At 58.4% G+C, this 19,471-nt stretch carries 15 protein-coding genes; 7 read left to right on the top strand and 8 right to left on the bottom strand.

All coding sequences use genetic code 11. The features are described from left to right. Nucleotides 1–283: 283 nt before the first annotated feature. Nucleotides 284–1,468 (top strand): AGE family epimerase/isomerase, encoded by a 1,185-nt coding sequence (locus QSV77_RS17220; RefSeq protein WP_302734412.1) that lies wholly within the window; start codon nucleotides 284–286, stop codon nucleotides 1,466–1,468. 52 nt (nucleotides 1,469–1,520) lie between these two features. Here QSV77_RS17220 and QSV77_RS17215 read toward each other — a convergent pair whose 3' ends face one another. The 5 genes from QSV77_RS17215 to QSV77_RS17195 are packed head-to-tail and all read right to left on the bottom strand — an operon-like array spanning nucleotide 1,521 to nucleotide 6,966. Further along, a complete protein-coding gene (locus QSV77_RS17215) occupies nucleotides 1,521–2,483 on the bottom strand; it encodes a glycoside hydrolase family 26 protein (RefSeq protein WP_142842699.1) in 963 nt (320 codons plus the stop codon). A 13-nt stretch (nucleotides 2,484–2,496) separates the two neighbouring features. Beyond that, the gene (locus QSV77_RS17210) at nucleotides 2,497–3,000 is read right to left on the bottom strand and encodes a DUF995 domain-containing protein (protein WP_302734411.1); all 504 of its coding nucleotides are present in this window, start codon (nucleotides 2,998–3,000) and stop codon (nucleotides 2,497–2,499) included. Between the two features lie 15 nt (nucleotides 3,001–3,015). Beyond that, a complete protein-coding gene (locus QSV77_RS17205) occupies nucleotides 3,016–4,962 on the bottom strand; it encodes a glycosyltransferase family 2 protein (RefSeq protein ID WP_302734410.1) in 1,947 nt (648 codons plus the stop codon). Next, nucleotides 4,959–5,942, bottom strand: coding sequence for a UDP-glucose 4-epimerase GalE (galE, locus tag QSV77_RS17200; RefSeq protein ID WP_302734409.1), 984 nt, complete (start codon nucleotides 5,940–5,942; stop codon nucleotides 4,959–4,961). The genes QSV77_RS17205 and galE overlap by 4 nt, the downstream gene beginning before the upstream one ends. Before the next feature lies 1 nt (nucleotide 5,943). Further along, a complete protein-coding gene (locus tag QSV77_RS17195) occupies nucleotides 5,944–6,966 on the bottom strand; it encodes a UDP-glucuronic acid decarboxylase family protein (protein ID WP_142842695.1) in 1,023 nt (340 codons plus the stop codon). 396 nt (nucleotides 6,967–7,362) lie between these two features. Here QSV77_RS17195 and QSV77_RS17190 point away from each other — a divergent pair, with 396 nt between their 5' ends. Next, nucleotides 7,363–7,713 carry a hypothetical protein gene (locus tag QSV77_RS17190; RefSeq protein WP_302734408.1) on the top strand — a complete coding sequence of 117 codons (351 nt, stop codon included), beginning with the start codon at nucleotides 7,363–7,365 and terminating at the stop codon, nucleotides 7,711–7,713. Nucleotides 7,714–7,772: 59 nt separating this feature from the next. Here the strand turns inward: QSV77_RS17190 and QSV77_RS17185 are convergent, their stop codons facing one another. After that, nucleotides 7,773–8,543 carry a helix-turn-helix transcriptional regulator gene (locus tag QSV77_RS17185; protein ID WP_302734407.1) on the bottom strand — a complete coding sequence of 257 codons (771 nt, stop codon included), beginning with the start codon at nucleotides 8,541–8,543 and terminating at the stop codon, nucleotides 7,773–7,775. 905 nt (nucleotides 8,544–9,448) lie between these two features. Here QSV77_RS17185 and QSV77_RS17180 point away from each other — a divergent pair. The 5 genes from QSV77_RS17180 to QSV77_RS17160 all read left to right on the top strand — a co-directional run bounded on the left by QSV77_RS17180 (nucleotide 9,449) and on the right by QSV77_RS17160 (nucleotide 16,810). Beyond that, nucleotides 9,449–10,408: a fibrinogen-binding protein gene (locus tag QSV77_RS17180; RefSeq protein WP_142842692.1), complete on the top strand. Its 960-nt coding sequence runs from the start codon at nucleotides 9,449–9,451 to the stop codon at nucleotides 10,406–10,408. 150 nt (nucleotides 10,409–10,558) lie between these two features. Then, entirely contained in the window at nucleotides 10,559–12,577 is a 2,019-nt protein-coding gene (locus QSV77_RS17175; RefSeq protein ID WP_302734406.1) for a hypothetical protein, read from the top strand. An 81-nt stretch (nucleotides 12,578–12,658) separates the two neighbouring features. Continuing rightward, nucleotides 12,659–14,863 (top strand): type I secretion system permease/ATPase, encoded by a 2,205-nt coding sequence (locus QSV77_RS17170; RefSeq protein WP_302734405.1) that lies wholly within the window; start codon nucleotides 12,659–12,661, stop codon nucleotides 14,861–14,863. A gap of 8 nt (nucleotides 14,864–14,871) precedes the next feature. After that, a complete protein-coding gene (locus tag QSV77_RS17165; protein WP_269699406.1) occupies nucleotides 14,872–16,230 on the top strand; it encodes an HlyD family type I secretion periplasmic adaptor subunit in 1,359 nt (452 codons plus the stop codon). Nucleotides 16,231–16,315: 85 nt separating this feature from the next. After that, nucleotides 16,316–16,810 (top strand): hypothetical protein, encoded by a 495-nt coding sequence (locus QSV77_RS17160; protein WP_142842688.1) that lies wholly within the window; start codon nucleotides 16,316–16,318, stop codon nucleotides 16,808–16,810. Here the strand turns inward: QSV77_RS17160 and QSV77_RS17155 are convergent. Both QSV77_RS17155 and QSV77_RS17150 read right to left on the bottom strand, forming a co-directional pair. After that, complete coding sequence (locus tag QSV77_RS17155) at nucleotides 16,807–18,075, bottom strand: O-antigen ligase (protein WP_302734404.1); 1,269 nt, start codon at nucleotides 18,073–18,075, stop codon at nucleotides 16,807–16,809. The two genes, QSV77_RS17160 and QSV77_RS17155, sit on opposite strands and share 4 nt — an antisense overlap. 7 nt (nucleotides 18,076–18,082) lie before the next feature. Continuing rightward, nucleotides 18,083–19,342 (bottom strand): polysaccharide biosynthesis/export family protein, encoded by a 1,260-nt coding sequence (locus QSV77_RS17150; RefSeq protein WP_302734403.1) that lies wholly within the window; start codon nucleotides 19,340–19,342, stop codon nucleotides 18,083–18,085. Between the last annotated feature and the right edge of the window lie 129 nt (nucleotides 19,343–19,471).

Here is a 19,471-nt window from a genome sequence, read left to right as displayed (position 1 = left end):
TCACTAATGACGAGACCATTCCTACGAAATACGTGAGGACTACGAATAAGCAATCTCAAATTTTCGTTGTAATTTCCGACACTTTGTGGATTCCGAATCACTCTGGACGCGCTATTTGCCACTGAGGACCGTGGAACCAAACGCACGAATGCGGGTTGGCTCAGGGTGAGGTCGATGATTTTACGGTTGCAGCGCAATATGTCCCATGGTCTACTTGCTTCTATAATCACGTATTTTTATTGATCTATTTTTTCATTCGACTGTAAAAACAGAGAGTTAACTGATGACAGTGCAATTTCCGAGTGCCGCCCAGGCGCTTGCCGAAGAGATCGGAACATTACGGAAATGGCTGAATGAGGATGCCCTGCCGCTATGGTGGGAGGCGGGTTCGGCCCGCCCGGATGGCGGCTTTTACGAGCGCCTCGGCCAGGATGCCAAACCGGTTTTTTCCGATGATCGTCGCGCCCGTGTGCAGCCGCGTCAGGCCTATTGTTTCGCCGCCGCCGGCCAGCACGGCTGGCAGGGGCCATGGAAAGACGCGCTCCTGCATGGTCTTTCCTGGTTCGAAAAGGTCTATCGTCTCGATAACGGTCTTTATGGCAACCTCGCCGACCAGACCGGCAAACTGATCGATCCGTCCTTTGATCTCTACAATCAGGCCTTTGCGCTTTTCGCCGCCGCCCAGACCGCTGCGAGCCTGCCCGAGCGCAAGGACGAGATGCGCGGCCGGGCGCTGGATATTCTTGCCATCCTCAAGCGCGACTACAAACACCCCGTCGCCGGTTTCGAGGAGGAAAACCCGCCGCGCACGCCGCTCTGTTCCAACCCGCACATGCATCTGTTCGAGGCGATGCTGGCCTGGGAGGTGCAGGACCCGGAAGGCCCATGGTCGGCGCTGGCCGACGAGATCGCCGATCTGGCGCTCACCCGCTTCATCGATGGCGGCAATGGTGGCTTGGGGGAGTTCTTCGAGCATGACTGGACACCGCATAAGAGCGACAAGGGCCGGATCATGGAGCCGGGCCACCAGTTCGAATGGGCATGGCTTCTGGTGCGCTGGGGCAGCCTGCGCAACAACGCTGAGGCGATCGACAAGGCCAAACGCCTGTTCGAGATCGGCGAAAAGCATGGCATCTGCCCGCGCCGCAAGGTGGCGGTGATGAGCCTCTACGATGATTTTTCGGTGCATGACGGGTTGGCGCGGCTGTGGCCGCAGACGGAATGGCTGAAGGCGGCCGTGCGCCTGGCAAGCGTCACCTCCGGCGAGGAACGGCAGCGTTACCTCGCCTCGGGCCTCAGGGCCATCGGCGCGCTGCAGCCTTTCCTCGACACGCCGGTGAAGGGTCTCTGGTTCGACAAATGGCCGGCCGACAGGCCGATGCTCGACGAGCCGGCACCGGCCAGCACGTTCTATCACATCGTCTGCGCCATCTATGAGGCTGAAGCGATGCTGGCGGTCAGCGGATAATGTCCGGGCGGGCGAGCGGGCCGGGCGTCCGCTCGACCCGCTCCGGCCTCAATCAAGCCTTGGCCGGGCGCACCACGCGCCAGTCGGGCTTGCCGAGATTGTGCGGCCAGGGGTGCACGTCCTTGTCGTTGAAATAGACGACTTCTTCCAGCTTCGGAAAATCCGCCTGTTTCAGCGTTACGTCGTTCATCCATGGACGGACATAGGAATCGCCGCCTTCATAACCGAGTTCCGCGACCCAGACCGGCCGGTTGAAGGTTTCGACAAGTCCGTATCCCTTGCGCAGCAGATCGGAGAATGTCTTCGGTCCGCCATATTCGATCTTGTCGTAATCTTCGAGACCGAAGACCGAAAGGCCGACGAGATCGGCGTAGTTATCGCCGGGATAATAAGCCCGAAGGCCATCAAGACCCTTGGGCGACCACATAACCTTGACACCGGGAACCGCCCTGCGGGTCATGTCCACCATGCGTTTATAGGCCGTGATGTAGTCCCGAGGGTTCCAGCCGGACCATGAGAAGCGGCCGGACGTGTCTTCCATTTCCTGACCCCAGCGCAGGATCAGCGGGCTCTTCATCGCCGACATGCGTGCGGCTATCGCCTGCATGTTCTTGTCGTAGTCGCCTCCCAGCACCTTGCGGCGCAACTCGTCGGAGGAAAGCCGCCAGTTGACGTCCCATGACCACGGTTCGACGGTGATCAGCACATTGCGCTTGCGCTCCAGGGCATAGGCATCCGCGAGCGCAAGACTGTCGAGATCCACGTCTTCCCAGGGCAGGAACAGATGTTCCGTCGCCACCCCGGCCTGTCCGGTGAAATCACCATGCGGATCGTAAGCACCGAAACGGATACCATCCGCATGCAATGTCGGACGTTTGTCGGCAAGCGTCTTCATGCCCGTGGCGCCCATGGGTGCAACACCCTGCGCATCCAGTTTGAACATGGGGTACATGCTGGCCGAAAAAGCCACTGCCGCCCCGCTTGCGAAGAGAAGTTTTCTTCTTGTTATCTGCATGACACTTTCCTCCCTACCGCGTCGCCGTCATCGCCTTGCCATAGGCGGCGATCTGCGGGGTGACGTCGTCCTTGCGGACAAGTTTCAGAAATTCATCGCCGGGCCTTGGCGGGTTGTGCCGGAACACGTACCACTGGCCGCCCTGCTTGCGCTGATAGAGCACCTTGCCGATGCGGCCGTGGTCGAAGCAGGTATCGGCCTTGCCGCTTCCATTCTCGGCTTTCCAGGTGGCGCGCATGCACAGCGTGCCCTTGGCATCGACGGTCCAGATGCCCTCACCGACGGATTTTTTGCCTTTTTCTTCCGTCAGGGCGATGAATTTGCGGCCATCGGCAATGAAGCGTCCGCCGCCCGTATCCCATTTCCAGGTCTTGTCGAAGTACATTTCCACGACTTCGCTGGTTCTGAGCGGTTTCGGCGTCTTCGTGCCGCCTGCGGCGTGGACGGCACTGGGCGCGATCACCGCAAGGCAGAGTACGAAAGCGGAGAATCCGCAGTTGCTTATTGTTGTTCTCATCACAGCCTCCTCCTTCTATTGTCCGACCCTATTGTCGGCCAGCATGATTTCTCCGGTTGCCACTGTCGGCGACGGTGCGACGGCCGGTTCCGCCTGCATTTCCCGATGACCGGGCAAGCCCGGCAGGGTGATGCGCAGCTTCACGCGCACCGATCTCGCGCCCTCCACACCCGCACCGGCAACCGTAAAACGCGTTTCGGTGAAGGTGACGTAGGGCTGCCCGTGCGACAGGGCTTCAAGCCCACCGATCGCATGTGAGCTGAGTTCCGCGGCGCTGCCGGCAACGAGCAAGAGTGAACAGGCGGCAGCGGTTGCGCCGCCGCGCATCGCCGGCAATCGCGGCAAGCCGTTTTCCATCGCGTGACGGATAAGCAGGAACACGGAAAGTCCCGCATAAATCGCCACATTGATCGCCCCGAAAATGAAGAAGCCTTCCGCTCCGCTATCGCGTGGCGCCAGCACCATGGCGAGAAAGCTCACCGCCGCCAGAACCATGTACGGCACGATGACCCGCAGCGGCAGCGGCGGTTTGGCCTGCGTGCCCTTGGGCGTGATGCGGAAGTCGACGAAGTCATCACGGATGGTGTCGCGGATCGCCGCCAGCACACCCATCAGCGACCAGGGCCAGCGCAGGAACAGAAACACCATGGCTTCCCAGCTGAAAAGCTTCGCATCATGAGGGCGGAAAGCCCCCGTTGCCCGCCAGAAAAAGGCGAACAGGATCATGATCAGCGAAATGGGCAGGAAATGCGCCAGAAACGCCGGATAGGACGCATTGACCAGCACTTGCCCACGCAACAGGGCAACGACGGGAAGCACGAACATCAGCGCCATGAAGCCGGAAAACAGCGGATACCAGAGTTGCGAAAACAGGAACTGGAATTTCAGCCGCAAAGGCAGCTTCGGCACATAATGCCGTGAATATTGCAACAGGATTGTCATCAGGCTGCGTGACCACTGGAATTCCTGCACGATGAGGTCGGCAAAGGTCGCCGGCCCGTCGCCATGGGCTATGGCGTTGACGGCATGGACACCGCGCCAGCCACCGGCATTCATCAAAAGCGTGGTGGAATGATCCTCGGCAAGCTCGGGGCCGAGACCGCCCACCTCACGCAGCGCTTTCGTGCGCACGGCGTAGTGAGAGCCGATGCAGAGCGGCGCCCAGCTATTGTTGTAACCGAGCTGCAGCGCGCCGTGCAGGCTTGCCTCCGCATAAAGCCTGCCGCGCGCGGCCCAGCTCTCGCCGGCATTGGCATCACAGATGCTTGGGGCGGAGACATATCCAACCGACGGATCGGCAAAGGGACGGATGATCTCGCTCAGATAATCCGGTTCCGGCACATGATCCGCGTCGAACTGTGCGACGAAATCATAACGCTCATAGCCATAATGATCGTAGAAATAAGCAAGATTGCCCTCCTTGCAGCGGGTGCGGCGCGGCCAGGTCTTGCGGTGATAATCAGCGACGCCCTTCCGGGTCGAGACGAAAACACCATGCGCACCACACCAGGCAAGCGTTTGCGCATCCGGATCTTCATCCGCAAGCCAGACGTCGAATTCCAGGCCCTTCTGCTCCATGCCCCTTTGGTCCAGCATGGCCAGCAACGTCTTGCGCACCACGGCGAAAGGCTCCGACGGGGCTTTGGTAACGACCATCGCCACCCGGCCTTTGGGCAAAGGGGAACGCCGGTCGACGACGCGGGCGTTGAGGAATATGAAGATGAAATAGGACGGCAGCAGCGTGATCCACGCCAGCGTCAGGGTAACGACGGTATAATAGGGCCAGTCGATCACCCGGTCGCGGTCGAGCCACCAGATCCAGAAATAGCCAAGAGTCACCAGCCAGCCGCCGATGCCCAGACGATAGGCCATGCGGTTCCAGCCGGTGAAGACCGGCAGCATCCGCAATGAGCCCGCGGCGGCACGTACAGGTTGGACGGAAGGAGTGGAGCGCGCCGTCATGACCGCACCTCCAGTCCGAAACCGGGACCGGCCGTGCGGATGATCGTGTCGATATCGGAATGTTTCGGCGCAAAGCCGAGCGTCTGCCTTGCCCTTTCAATATCGGCGAACAGCGCCGGCGGATCACCTTCGCGCCTTGCGCCGAAATGCACCGGCACTTCCTGACCCGTAACGCGATGGATAGCCCGGATGATATCGCCAACCGAGGTGCCGTGGCCCGAACCAAGATTGACACGCAACGTCTCCCCGCCATCCGCCAGATAATTGACAGCGGCCACATGGGCATCGGCGAGATCGCTGACATGAATATAGTCGCGAATGCAGGTGCCGTCCGTGGTGTCGTAGTCCGCGCCGAAGATATCGAGTTGCGGCAACCGCGCCGCAGCCGCCATTAGTGCCCGGGGGATCAGGTGGGTCTCCGGTTCGTGGCGTTCGCAAAGCTCGCCATCGGGATCGGCGCCGGCCGCGTTGAAATACCGCAGCGCCACGAAACGCAGGCCATAGGCCGCGGCGTAATCATCCAGCGCCATTTCGAAAATCAGCTTGGTGCGCCCGTAAGGATTGACCGGCATCTGCGCGGTTTCCTCGCGGATTGGTAATTGTGGCGGCACGCCATAGGTGGCGCAGCTGGAGGAGAATACCAGCCCGCCAATATTCTGGTCGAGACAGGCATCCAGCAGCGAAAGGCTGCCGCCGACATTGTTGCGGTAATATTTGCGCGGATCTTCGACGGATTCGCCGACATAGGCATTGGCGGCGCAGTGGATGACGAAGGCCGGCTGGAACTCCCTGAGCGTGGCCTTCAGCAGGTCACGATCAAGAATGTCGCCCTCGATGAAAGGCCCCCAGCGAACCGCATCTGCATGGCCGGTCGAGAGATTGTCATATGCGATGGGCCTGAAGCCGGATTTTGCCAGCGCCTTGCAGATGTGGCTGCCTATGAATCCGGCCCCGCCCGTGACGAGGATTGTGCGGGCCATCTCATACGGCCTCCGCCACTTTCCTGCCGGACAGCAAAGCATCGAAATAGACGATGGTTTTTTCCAGTCCGATTTCGAGCGGCACGCGCGGTTGCCATCTCAGCTGCTCGTTAGCCCGCGAAATATCCGGGCGGCGCTGCTGCGGATCGTCGATCGCAGCCGGCAGATGCACGATGCGCGAGCGGGAACCCGTCATGCGAATAACGATATCGGCCAGTTGCCGCACCGGAATTTCGCTCGGATTGCCGAGATTGATCGGTCCGGTGCAATCCTTCGGCTTGGCCGAAAAACGCAGGAAACCGTCGATCAGGTCATCGACATAACAGAAGGAGCGTGTCTGGCTGCCATCGCCATAAATGGTGATGTCGGCCCCCTTCAGCGCCTGGACGATGAAGTTGGAAACCACACGTCCATCATCGGGCCGCATGCGCGGCCCATAGGTGTTGAAGATTCGTCCCACCTTGATATCAACGCCATAAAAGCGGTGATAATCGAAAAACAGCGTTTCGGCGCTGCGTTTGCCCTCATCGTAACAAGCTCGCGGCCCGATTGTATTTACATTGCCGAAATAGCTTTCCGGCTGGGGATTAACGAGTGGATCGCCGTAGACTTCCGATGTCGAGGACTGCACTACGGTTGCACCGCATCTGCGCGCGACCTCCAGCACATTGACGGCGCCAAGCACATTGGTGAGCAAAGTGCCGACGGGATCGCGCTGGTAATCCGGCGGCGAAGCCGGCGAAGCGAAGTTGAAGATCAGCGAGACGTCGATGTCATAGGGTTTGCGCACGTCGTGCTCGACCAGCAAAAACCGCTTATTGTCCCGTAAATGCTCCACATTCGCCGTCCGCCCGGTCGAAAGATCGTCGAGACAGATCACTTCGTGGCCGCAGGCCAGTAGACGCTCGCAAAGATGGGAACCAAGGAAACCAGCGCCGCCATTGACGAGAACGCGCTGGCCAGGACGCCATTCCGAGTAGATCGTGACGCCATTATCATGCTCGTTGGGAACGAAATTACGCATTACACACTCCTCCCCATGAGGAATCAGCCCGGCTGATTCATCTCGAACTGGATCAAACTCCCGATTGTGCGGTATCTTGAATATCATCCTCCGGTTTTTATTTCTTCTGGAGGTTTTAATATTTCGATTCGATAGTTTTCAACTTTTATGATAGGCGCGGTGAAAAACAGGTCAACTTCATTTTGTCGAAATATTACAATTGATTACCCTGAATTACTAAAAATAGCCCTTGGTTTAATACTTTTTAACTACGCCTCCTTTATGCCTTTCTTATTGAGCATTAGCGCAAGCTTCGCTCAACCAGTCGGGACTATCCTGGTTTTGTAAGGCTCGGTCCACCGGGACAAAACCGCCCGGCGAGATGCGACAGACAGTCGATTTCAGGGGACATACACGATGAATGAAATGCCTTATTCCAAGAATGGCAAAGCAGCCAGACGCAATCATTTTGCGCTCGTTGCCGCAGCCCTTGCAGCACTCACTTTCGCAACGGCCTCATGCGCCGTGGTCGAAGACGCTGTTTTCATCAAGACCGCATCAGCGGATACGACAACCATGAAGACGCGGGTTACTCCAACCAGGGCTTCCTACGGCTACGACAAGACAGGCAATGCGGCTGTGACGCTTGTTGCCGACGCGTCGTCCGAGGCACCGTCGATATCGCGGCATTCCTATTCCGGTTCTTCTCCCTATATTTGCTCGCCGAGCGGATTTGGCCAGAGGTCCCGCTGCTTCCTGAGACCGTAAGTCTCGGGCCGGAACATCGGCGGAAACTGGCGCCCGGGCGGCCTCGGCCTGCCTGATGCTCAGTTCTTCCAGCCGGATAAGGTAGCGTCGTCGTCCTTGTTGAAGAAGCGCGATGCTGCCTCCGTTCGGTTGCGCACGTTCATCTTCTTATAGATGTTGCGAACGTGAACCTTCACGGTGTTTTCGGACAGATGCAGCCTGTCAGCGATGATCTTGTTTTGCGTACCCTTGCAAAGCAGGTCGAGGATTTGCACCTCCCGTGTCGTCAGCGCCGCCATTTCGCCCCTGTTTGCCGCAAGGGCGTCGGCGCGGTTGGCAATAACGGCGTTTGTCTGAACGCTCTTGCCGCTGACGGCCTGGGAATAGGGTGTGAGCTTGCCGAGGAGAGCCGCGGGAAAATGTTCTCCGCCCTTCATCAAAAGGTCAACAGCCGCCATGAACACGTCAAGCCGCAGATTGAGCGGCAACACGCCGTCGATGACGCGCATTCCCACCAGTTGCTTCAACGGTTCCTCAAACTTGTCGATGGTCTCGACCACCAGTGCGATCGGCGCATCCGGATGCTTTTCGTGGATTGCCGCAAGAAGATTATGGAGCCGCTCGCCGGACATGCGATAAGGCAGCACCAGCCGGACATTTGCCCCGTAGTCGTCGTTAATAGTCGACGACGAGGTAACGCTCACCACCGCGAATGTGGGGAACTTTTTGCCCAACGCCTCCACGAGGCACTCGGAAAACAGGTCCGGATCCGCTATGATCAATAAAGTTCCATTTATAGGTGAAACGGCGTTTTTTTGTTTTGCCGCATAATCTGAAGTTCCCATGAACATTGACGCCTCCCTAAAGCGCTTACGCATTACATTCTTTTTGGTGTGCCGTCTGTCGTCCGCCAGGACGCCCCCAAGACCATAGGGGGCAATTCCCGCCTCAAGCCATGTCAACTATCATTAATTACCTGTTAATTTAGGAGGCTAATACGAAAAGCTGTGTAAATAAATGGCCCATACGGGTTATTTTTTACATTAGGCATACAAAATTGATTACGGTGAGAGAAAATCATTCACTTGGAAATCATCAAGGAAACAAAGGCGTTAGAAATGCCTCCGCTCCGGTTTTGTATTCCAAGAAAATATAACTTTTAGTTGAAAGACCTTTTCATATCTCGCATGCAAACGATCCCGGACGATGTGCCGTTTCGGGATGACGCCCTTTTCCCTTGCAAAAGCACGATGGTTTTAAGAAGCCGGTTTTTTGCCGCCAAATCTGCGGATATTTGCTGCAGCGGCCGCGAAAACGAGCCTTGGCCTACCCCTCCGGCATATATATTCCGGTTATGGGTGCCGATATGTTTAGCCCGAATTGATAGCTAGAAAGCGCAATTTTTCTGCGGCACAGTCTGACCGTCGCTGAACGGCGGCCGATGAAAAGACTATCCCGGCCTTAACGTGTGTTTGCCAACGCCGGTTCCTTTTCAAGAAAACACGCAAGCAAAAAGACGAAGCCACCGCGCTCCCCATTGGAGCGAGGAACGGATTTGTGCGCCTTTTTACCGAGTAGCGCACAGGGGCTGAACGAAAAGAGCCCGGTCGCGGGCCGATGCCGAACCGCAGATGAAACGTACCGAGTGCATCTGCAAACATCAATCTTTGTGCAACACGGAGCAAGCGCGAAAAAATCCCGTTTGAGATGAGAGGGATTTCGAAAGCTGCTCCGAGCTTTTTCGGAGGAAATCGAAATGGGTTACAATTCACAGCCAGCCGGCGACGACATCACCAAGATCGGCGCTCTTTCCGAGGGTTTTGCCAACACCTCGACCAATGACGCCAAGGTGGAAGACAGCAATGTCGGCACCGCAAACGGTGAAAACCGCAACAACGACAACAGCGACAACAGCACCAATGTGGATGTTGACGCCAAGATCGATGTAGCAGTCGGCAATGGCGACAATCGCGACAACGACTATGACTGGAGCTATGACAGCAAGTCGTACAGCGACAACGACACGACCACCAAGACGAGCACCGAAACCAACACTGATATCAAGACGGATTACGACTGGAGCTACGAAAGCAAGTCGTACAGCGACAATGATACCAATGTGAAAACGATCACGGACACGGACAACAAGACGTTCTCCTACTCCGACAACGACACCTCCACCAAGACCACGACGACCTCCGACAGCTTCAACTCCGCCGACAGCTACTACAAGTCTGATGACGACTTCGGTAACATCGCCGGCGTCAAGGATGTCGGCAATCTCGGCATCGCCGGCGGGGATCTCACCTTCAACCTGGGTGACGACTTCTCCTTCACGCTCGATGTCGACAACATCCTCAACAGCTCGCTCAACGGCGACGGCAATGACACCGGCTTCAGCATGGTGCAGGCCAACCACCTGGCAGACCAGGATCAGGCCTACGACATCAAGATGCAGAATGGCGGTGCGGAAAACCACCTGAGCGCCAATGCCGGCGACGCCTATGGCGCGGAAGGCATGGACGGCAAGGGATGGGACCTCAAGGCCGGCGACGACGCAGCAGGCACCAGCACTGCGGATGCATCGGCAATCCTTGCAAATTCCGGCTTCCATCTGGAACTGGTGCAGGGCGCCAACATGCTCTCCAATGCCGTTGACGTCACGATCACAGGCGGTAACTCGCATGTATCCGACGTCGGTGAGGATCACTCCTGATACCCACCTCTTGACGAAAAGAGCTGCACCGGCACCCGCCGGTGCAGTTCGCGGTTGAAGGACCGGTCTGCGTAAGACGAAGCACCGCCTTTGAGACGGGTGCCCTGCGCAGCCTCAGGCTCTGCCGCGATGATCAGGGAGGGACCTTCAATGCATATCGACAAGATTTCCGACATGATCGCGCATTTCATCGGCATGTTCGACACGGTGGTCGAGGAAGCGCGTCTGAGAAGCAACTATAGCGAAGGCCCGGCGCATTCCGATCCGGACCGACTGCCGGACGATGAGGCAGCAAGGCTGCTCGACAAGAACTATGACGTCCCGCTCGAGGATTACGATCCCGGTGTCAAATATCGCTCCGGCTATTACGATTTCGATTACATGCGACCGCATTTCGCCCGCGCTGTCGAATACGACATGCAGCAGCTTGCAAATGCCATCCCGGTCGATATTTCCGGCGCGCATTTCCGTTTTCCCGGCCGCCTCTCCTTTGATGAGCGCGAACTGGTGGTTCATACCGGTCCAGGCTCGGTAGCCGGCCATCTTACGCAGGTCAATATTCTCCAGGACGATGACTATCTGAACATGACGGACGGCCCGAATGTGGCGCGCGACACGACCTTCGTGACCGAGCGAACCGTCGAGTTCTACAACGAAGCCGCGGTCTTCACGCCCTTTTCCACCTTCCAGCGCACCGATAATTACGACGCGCTGCAGATGCTTGCCAAATCCGCGCACGACTATATAGAACACGCCCGCGACAATGACGTGACCTCGCTTGGCACCGGCGCGGACCAGGATTTCGTTCTGGCCGGCAACGATATCAACGGTCTTTATATCAATGGCGCGGTGGCCTACGACAAGCCGACGCTCGACGACTTCATGCCGGACCGCGGCATTGCCAAACCCGCCGAGGCACCGGAAAAAAGCGACGTTTCCCTGCATGAAGACAGCCCGGCCGGCAACAGCCTCGATATAGCCGCTGGCGCCAATGTCGTCGCCAACATCGCCACGCTGGTCAATACCGGCGTCATGACCTCGGTCACCGCCGTCATGGGCGATTATCACCAGATAGACGCCATCACCCAAGCCTATATCTACAGTGACCGGGACGAGATTTCTTCCGTCTTCACGCACTCGGAGGATCAGGCGGCAACGGCCGCCTACAACATCGCCAGCTTTCAGCGCAGTGTCTATCCGGGCGCGGAGAATGCCGCGGCGGACAGCCATGAGAGCGGCGAGCCGCCGATATTCCCCACCGCCTGGCGCGTCAGCGTGCTGGAAGGGGATGTGTCCTTCGTCCACTGGATCGAACAATACCAGTTCATCAGCGACAATGACACGATGACGATCACCACCTCGGGTGCGAGCGTCAGCCTTTTGACCGGCGGTAACGCCGCGCTCAACATCGCCAATTTCCTCGGCATCGGCATGCAGTACGATCTGATCATCGTCGGCGGCAATGTGCTGGACATGAACCTCATCAGCCAGATTGCCGTGCTTTACGACAATGACTGGGCCCGCGCCAATCCCGATGCACCTGGTGGCGCCACCGTCCAATCCGGCAATAACCTGCTCTGGAATGATGCCAGCATTCATAATGTAGGCAGCAACGACCGCTTCGAGACCATGCCGGACTATATGCACCAGACGGTGAACGCGATAAACGAACGCGATCCCAACATGCCGGATGCGCTTGCCCACGACGCCAACTTCGCCGGCTATCAGGGACTGAACGTCCTTTACATCACCGGCAACCTTTATGATGTCAGCATCATCAAGCAGGTGAGCGTGCTCGGCGATTCCGACGACGTAACCCAGGCCGCCGCCAAAGTCCTCGAAAACAACGACAATGCCACGGTCCATATCGATACCGGCAGCAACGCCGTCGTCAACATCGCACAGATCATCGATTACGACAGCTTCGGCTCCACCACCTATGTCGCCGGCGGCGTTTATTCCGATGCCATTCTGATCCAGGGCGGCATCATCGAAAACGACACGTCGCAGCCGACACAGCACGGCCAGCTGGCAAACGAGGTCATCGCCTTTCTTCACGACGATCCCGCCACCATCCAGAACGAATCCGACGGCGTCATCAATGGCGGCCACGACCTCTCATGGTCCAATGCCCACCCATCCGACGTCATGCAGACGGTCGTTGCGTAACGTCCGGCGGACGCGGCGGCAAACACGCCCCGCAATAGCCGAACCCGCAAACGCCGCAAGATCACCGGGGACCGATATAAAATGGATCATATCTCAAGGAAAACGATTGCCGACGGACGCTCGCTGGATTTGCCGCTGGATCAGGAAGCGGAAGACAGCAAACTGACGGACGCCTGTATTTCAGCCATCAACGAAGCCGTCGAAAATCTGCGCCAGTTATCCGGCGCGGAACAGGCGGCAAAAACCATTACATCCCCCACCCAGCCAACACCCCCGCAAACTCCTTCCGAACCGCTTGCAAAAACGGCACATCCCGAACAATTCCGGGACGTTCCCCCGGTAAGGCCGGCGCCACAGCCGGAGCGGCAACCCGCCTCCCCGGCGCAACCGCAAGCCAAGATCGACAATACAGAGCTGCCTTTCGTCAAAACCATCGACAATAATGACGGGCCGATCCGCGAAAACGAACGCCGCCCGGTGACGGGTGGTGGCGGCAAGGAGCCGACGGACAATGGCGGCGGCGGTGGCGGAGGTGGTGGCGGCGGAAGCCAGAGCGGCTTCCACAAGCGCAGCGAGCCGATCAATTTCGCCGCAAGTCTTGCAAAGGGCATCGCCGCCGTTCGCCGCAACATGGTGGTGGTGATGCTGTTCACCATCGCCATCAACATCCTGCTGCTCGCCATCCCGCTTTATCTGTTCCAGATATCAGACCGGGTGCTGACCAGCCGCTCGATGGATACGCTTGTCATGCTGACGGTGGCCGTGCTTGGCGCGGTTCTGCTGCAGGCCTTCATGGATGCCATCCGCCGCTTCATCCTGATGCGCACCGCCGTTGAGCTTGAAGTGCAGCTTGGCGCGCCCATCCTGTCAGCCGCCGCCCGCGCCTCCCTGCACGGCAACGGCAAGGACTACCAGATCCTGCAGGATCTGCAGCAGCTGCGCTCCTTCCTGACATCAGGAACGCTCATTGCATTTCTCGATGCGCCGCTGATGCCGCTCTTCATCGTGGTGGTCTATCTCGTCCATCCGCATCTCGGCATCATCATCATGGTCTGCTGCGCCGTGCTGTTCATCATCGCCTGGCTGAACCAGCGTTTCACCGCAAGGCAGTTTTCCGAAGCCTCGGGTTATCTCAGCCGCGCCAATTTCCACCTCGATTCCATGTCGCGCAATTCGCAGATCATCAATGCACTCGCCATGATACCCGAGGCGGTGAAGATGTGGGGCCGTGAAACGGCCGGATCGCTGAAGTCGCATGTGGCGGCGCAGGACCGCAACATCATGTTCTCCGGCGTCTCCAAGGCCGCCCGCATGATCACCCAGGTGGCGCTTCTGGGCTGGGGTGCGCATCTGTCGCTTTCCGGCGAACTGACCGGCGGCATGGTCATCGCGGCCTCGATCATTTCCGGCCGTGCGCTGGCGCCCATCGAAGGCGCGATCGAAGGCTGGCACCAGTTCAACAAATCCGCCGCCTCCTATGGCCGTATCAAGCAGCTTCTCGTCAGCTCGCCGCTTAATTTCCCGCGCCTGCGTCTGCCCAATCCGGAAGGGCGTCTGGATGTGGAGCGCATTCTCTTCGTACCGCCGCCACAGAAGAAGGTGATTTTGAACGGCATTTCCTTTTCGCTGAAAAAGGGGGAATCGCTCGCCATCATCGGCAATTCCGGCTCCGGCAAGACGACGCTCGGCAAGATGCTGGTCGGCTCCATCCTGCCCACCTCAGGCAATGTTCGTCTCGACCTCATGGATCTGCGCAACTGGGACCAGCGGCAATTCGGTGAAAGCATCGGTTATCTGCCGCAGGACGTGCAGCTTTTCCCTGGCACCATCAAGGCCAATATCTGCCGCATGCGCGACGATATCGACGATCGGCAGATTTACGAAGCGGCAGTGCTGGCCGATGTGCATGAGCTGATCGCCGGTTTCCCGCAGGGCTATGAAACCGTGGTTGCCGCCGATGGCGCACCGCTTTCGGGCGGCCAGAAACAGCGCATCGCACTTGCCCGCGCCTTCTTTGGCGATCCCAAATTCGTGGTGCTGGATGAGCCCAACTCCAACCTTGACACCCAGGGCGAACAGGCGCTGGCCAAGGCGCTGCTGCACGCCAAGAAACAGGGCATCACCACCGTCACCATTACCCAGCGCCCGGCACTTTTGCAGTGTGTCGACAAGATCATGGTGCTGAAAGACGGATCGCTCGCCATGTTCGGTGAAAGGATCGAGGTGCTGAAAGCACTTTCCGGCAATGGCCGTCCGGCCAACCAGTCCCCGCAGATCGAGGGTTGAGGTTCGTCATGTTCAAGAAGAAAAACGCCATTGCCGAAATCAAACCGCAGGGCCAGCTGGAATGGTATAGCGAAGTGCCGCGCTCCATCCGCCTGCATAGCTCCATCGGACTTGCCGTGCTGCTCGCCTCCTTCGGCGGCTTCGGATATTGGGCCGGCACCGCACCCCTCTCTTCCGCCATCATTGCCCAGGGCAGCTTCGTCGCCACCGGCAACAACAAGATCGTCCAGCATCTGGAAGGCGGCATCATCAAGGAAATGATGGTCAGTGAAGGCGACACGGTCAAGGAAGGCGACGTGCTGCTGACGCTCGACAAGACGACGGCGCTTGCCAATGAACGCATGTTGCAGCTGCGGCGTCTTCGCCTTGAAACCATCGTGACGCGCCTTCGCGCCGAAGCGCAGGGCGAAAAGACTTTCAAGGTGCCCGAAATCGTCATGAAAGAGGCCGGCGATCCTGACATCAACTCCATCATCCAGAGCCAGAACATCGTGTTCCACAGCAAGATCGTCAAGCTCGACGAGCAGCTGAACCTGATCGAAAAGAATATCCGTTCGCTGGAGTTCCGCTATGCGGGTTATGACGGGCAGAAACAGTCCTTCGACCGGCAACTCGCCCTTCTGACGCAGGAGCGCGATTCCAAGGAAAGGCTCGCCAAGGACGGCGTCATCCGCAAGACCGATATGCTGGCACTGGAACGCGCCATTGCCGACGCCATGGGCGATATCGCCCGTCTGACCGGCGAGATGAACCAGAGCGAGGCGGAAATCGCCAAGTTCAAGCAGGAAGCGATCATTGCCGTCAACGCCAACAAACAGGCGGCGCTCGATGCGCTGGAAACGGCTGAATCCGATCTCGACAGTGTCCGGGAACAGGTGCGTGGCGCTGCCGAAGTGCTGGAACGCACCGTCATCCGCTCCCCCGTCAACGGCACGGTGGTGCGGGCCTATTATCATACCCCCGGGGGCGTCATCACCACAGGCAAGCCGATCATGGAAATCCTGCCCGCCCATGTTCCCCTGATCCTTGAGGCGCAGGTGCTCAGAACCTCCATCGATCAGCTACATGAAGGCCAGACCGCCGCGATCCGTCTGTCAGCGCTCAACCGCCGCACCACACCGGTTCTGAACGGCAAGGTGTTTTACGTTTCCGCCGACAGCATCGAGGAAAATGCCGGCCTGCAGGTCAAGGACGTCTATATCGTGCGCGTGCAGGTTTCCGACGACGAGATCGCCAAGGTCCATAATTTCCATCCCGTGCCCGGCATGCCGGCCGATGTTCTGATCCAGACCTCGGAGCGCACCTTCTTTGAATATCTGACCAAGCCGATCTCCGACAGCATGTCCCGCGCCTTCAAGGAAAGATGAAGAAATATCAGTAACCTATACTGTCTTTTCCGCAGCGCTCAGCATATAATATCCGAATATATTTCGCCGGGGCGGGAGAAGCAGCATGGCGGTGATGTCGGATGTGTTGCTACTGGTCGGCAGGCTGAATTATGTGTGGACGAACACTGAAAGCCTGATGATCTATCTGATCGTCCATCTCCTGAAAGTGGAGAAGGAAGCGGCCATCGTCGTGTTTCTGACGCTCAATACCACACGGGCGCGCATGGACCTCATCGAGCGTCTGGCGAAACTCCCCTCAACGCCGACGCCGGACCGCAAGACCATTCTCTCCATCATGGCGCGGCTGAAGAAAGAAGCGCGGACGCGCAACAAATACAATCATTGCATCTATTCCTTCGACGAAAAGGGCGAAATCGCCAGCACCCAGCTGATGCGGCTGGTGGAGGACGACAGCAAGGTTCGTTACGGCAAGGTTGAACGCATGGACGAGAAGGAAATCGAGCACCTGGAAAAGTCGATTGCCGATATCGTCGATGTCAGCAAGGACATGTGGAAATTCATCCACGCCAGCCCGCATGTCTCGGCGGATTATCTCTAGGCTCTCGTCTGCAACCGCATACCGATCGCCGGGTGAGTTTCACCATTCTGCGCTGCCTTCACTGGCAGGCACAGTTTGCCTGCAGCGAAATAAAGCAGGAACGAGCCGATCTGGTAGGGGAAGATGATATCGATCTCCACGAAGGAGCGCACCACGAACAGCGCACAGATTGCAAAGAGAATAACGCCCTGCGGATCGCTCCTGCGCATCAGCACCGAGCGCAGATGCCCGAGCAGCGTGCCGTAAAGCACCATGCCAAGCAGCACCATGCCGACGATGCCATTCTCTACCACCGTCTCGATATAGGTATTATGGAAATGGAAGCCGGTGCGGCCGGTAATGAAGAAGTCGTTCCACAGGCGTTCGGCATCGGCAAAACCCGCCACCCAGAAACCCTGATAGCCGACACCGAGGATCGGCGTCTGTTTTGCCGCCTCGATGCCCTGCTGCCAGAGATAGGTGCGACCGGTAAGCGTCGAATCCTTGCCGAAAACACCCAGAATGGCATCGAGCAGGCCGAATTGCAGGGAGGCGACCACAAGCAGCCCGCCAAGGCCGCCGAGCACGAAAAACGTCATCTTGCGGTTGGCGGGAGACAGCATGCCGATCGGGATGAAGCCGATTATCAGTGCAACCACCGCCGCGGTGGTGATGGTGGATGTCGCCGATTGCGATGCGAGGAGGCTATAGGCCGATAAAAGTCCGGTCACGCCGGCGATTGGCAGCCAGATGCCTCTCTGTTTGAGAACCAACACGGAGGCGGCTGCAAAAATGACTCCGAGAGAGGCATAAAAACCGAGCTGGTTCTTCGACGAGAAGGCGCCGACGAAACTATACGTGCCATCCAGCGCATCGAAGAGATAGATGCCGAACAGCAGCGAATATAAAAGAACCACGGCGATGCCGATCAGCGCGCCGCGCGTCAGCGTTCGAATGGATGTCACCCGCATGGCGATCAAGGCGCAGACGATATGCGTCATATATTGGATGGAGGCGCGCATGGTCACCGATGCTGCCTCCGACCAGAAGCTGGACAGCACGGTGAGGATACCGAAGGCGAAGATCCACAGATAACGCGGATAATTGCCAAGCACCTGCCGGTAGTTGACCACCACCAGCGGCAGCCACATTCCATAATAGGCCAGAACCGAGATCTGCCCGAAACGCGACGAGTAGGCGAACACGAAGAATGACAGCGCAATCGCCGCCATTCCGAAAATTTCATTGCGTTCGGGATCGATCAGCGCCGATTTGGCAATCCGCATGCGAACCTCACTGCATCAGGATTTCGGACGAAACCTTGATGACGTCGCCGGGCTGAAGCAGGGTGTTTTCATCCACCTTCACTTCCTTCGGCTTGCCGTTTTCCTCGCGCACCACGAGATAGGTGATGGTCGCGGATTTACCCGACGGATCGAAACGGATCGCCTCGGCCGATTGCGCCAGCGCCTCCGACATCAATTCACGGCTGGTGGTCAGCTGCAGATTGAGCTTGTCGAGTTCCGCTTCGGTATCCTGCAATTCCTTGGAGCGCTGTGCCACCCAATCGTTGCGCAGGTTGATTTCGTCCTGGGTCGCCTTGTTGATATCCTGCTTGGCGCGCAGCGACTGCGTGTCGATATCAAGCAGGGTGGATTCCACCTCCGCCGCGCGTTCTTCCGCCGAGATGCGCCGCTGTGACAGTGCAAGCCCCTGCTCGTTCAGCCGGTTGACGCGGTCGCGGTCCTCGTTGGCGAGCTGGAGCTGGCGGTTCTGAGTTTCCGATTTTTTATTCAGCGATTCGACTTCGCTCTGCAAAAGGGCATGCAGATCCGTCAGCGCCTTCAGCTGAAGCGTATAACGCTCGGTACGGGATTTCATCAGCGCGCTTTCGCTGGCCAGAAGCGTATCGATTTCGCTGATCTTTTCCATTTCTGGCGTCTTGGCGATGGCCTGATCGCCCTTGACCTCGGCAACCAACCGCGCCTGACGGGCGAGCAGCCTTGCCCGCTGGTTGTCGTAGACGGCGGCATCGCCGCGTGCATTGATGAAGTCGCGGGCAAAACGCTGGCCGGCATCGGAGCGACGCAGGCCGCCGGCGAGACTGACGGCCTTCAGCACCGTGAGATTGGCGGCATAGGGATATTCTCCCGGTGTCTGCACGTCGCCGCTCAGAAAGATCGGCCGAAACTGGGCGATTTCGACGGAAGCCGAAGGCAGGTTGCGAAGCGCGAATTTGCTCTGAAGCTGGGCGCCGATCGCCTCACCGACTTCCGAAGGCGTTTTCCCCGAAACCTCCAGCTGGCCGATAAATGGCAAGGACAGCGCGCCGGATGGGCCGACGGAATAATCGCCGTTGATGACGTCCCAGTTGCGGATGCTGCCATCGGCCGGCTGCCATTCGGCGACACGGATGCGCAGCTTGTCGGCGGTGCCGAGCTTATATTGCCCACCCTCTGCCGCCAATGCGGAGAGCGGCGCGGCCAGGGCGACGGAAGCGGCAAGCACGAGGGCGGCAAGCGGACGGCGGGGGGTGGCAAAAAGGCCGTTCATCGGGAGACTCCCTGTTTGCTGAGCGCCATGCAGGCGATCAGACGATAGGCAACCGGGAAAGGCCGGCTGCGCAGCGCCGCAGAAGCGGCCGCTATTGTTAGCACCAATGACGCACCCGAAGACCGGACT

The sequence above is a fragment of the Agrobacterium sp. V1 genome (assembly GCF_030518355.1).
Lineage (GTDB): Bacteria > Pseudomonadota > Alphaproteobacteria > Rhizobiales > Rhizobiaceae > Agrobacterium > Agrobacterium cucumeris.
Note: the sequence above shows the minus strand (reverse complement) of the source record. Positions and strands in the feature narration are given on the sequence as shown.

What these genes read in the sequence shown, in the direction of transcription:
- QSV77_RS17180 (WP_142842692.1), top strand. Translation starts at nt 9,449, where the DNA reads ATGGGTTACAATTCACAGCCAGCCGGCGACGACATCACCAAGATCGGC.
- QSV77_RS17155 (WP_302734404.1), bottom strand. Translation starts at nt 18,075, where the DNA reads ATGCGGATTGCCAAATCGGCGCTGATCGATCCCGAACGCAATGAAATT.
- QSV77_RS17205 (WP_302734410.1), bottom strand. Translation starts at nt 4,962, where the DNA reads ATGACGGCGCGCTCCACTCCTTCCGTCCAACCTGTACGTGCCGCCGCG.
- galE (WP_302734409.1), bottom strand. Translation starts at nt 5,942, where the DNA reads ATGGCCCGCACAATCCTCGTCACGGGCGGGGCCGGATTCATAGGCAGC.
- QSV77_RS17220 (WP_302734412.1), top strand. Translation starts at nt 284, where the DNA reads ATGACAGTGCAATTTCCGAGTGCCGCCCAGGCGCTTGCCGAAGAGATC.
- QSV77_RS17190 (WP_302734408.1), top strand. Translation starts at nt 7,363, where the DNA reads ATGAATGAAATGCCTTATTCCAAGAATGGCAAAGCAGCCAGACGCAAT.
- QSV77_RS17175 (WP_302734406.1), top strand. Translation starts at nt 10,559, where the DNA reads ATGCATATCGACAAGATTTCCGACATGATCGCGCATTTCATCGGCATG.
- QSV77_RS17170 (WP_302734405.1), top strand. Translation starts at nt 12,659, where the DNA reads ATGGATCATATCTCAAGGAAAACGATTGCCGACGGACGCTCGCTGGAT.
- QSV77_RS17215 (WP_142842699.1), bottom strand. Translation starts at nt 2,483, where the DNA reads ATGCAGATAACAAGAAGAAAACTTCTCTTCGCAAGCGGGGCGGCAGTG.
- QSV77_RS17195 (WP_142842695.1), bottom strand. Translation starts at nt 6,966, where the DNA reads ATGCGTAATTTCGTTCCCAACGAGCATGATAATGGCGTCACGATCTAC.
- QSV77_RS17150 (WP_302734403.1), bottom strand. Translation starts at nt 19,342, where the DNA reads ATGAACGGCCTTTTTGCCACCCCCCGCCGTCCGCTTGCCGCCCTCGTG.
- QSV77_RS17160 (WP_142842688.1), top strand. Translation starts at nt 16,316, where the DNA reads ATGGCGGTGATGTCGGATGTGTTGCTACTGGTCGGCAGGCTGAATTAT.
- QSV77_RS17165 (WP_269699406.1), top strand. Translation starts at nt 14,872, where the DNA reads ATGTTCAAGAAGAAAAACGCCATTGCCGAAATCAAACCGCAGGGCCAG.
- QSV77_RS17185 (WP_302734407.1), bottom strand. Translation starts at nt 8,543, where the DNA reads ATGTTCATGGGAACTTCAGATTATGCGGCAAAACAAAAAAACGCCGTT.
- QSV77_RS17210 (WP_302734411.1), bottom strand. Translation starts at nt 3,000, where the DNA reads ATGAGAACAACAATAAGCAACTGCGGATTCTCCGCTTTCGTACTCTGC.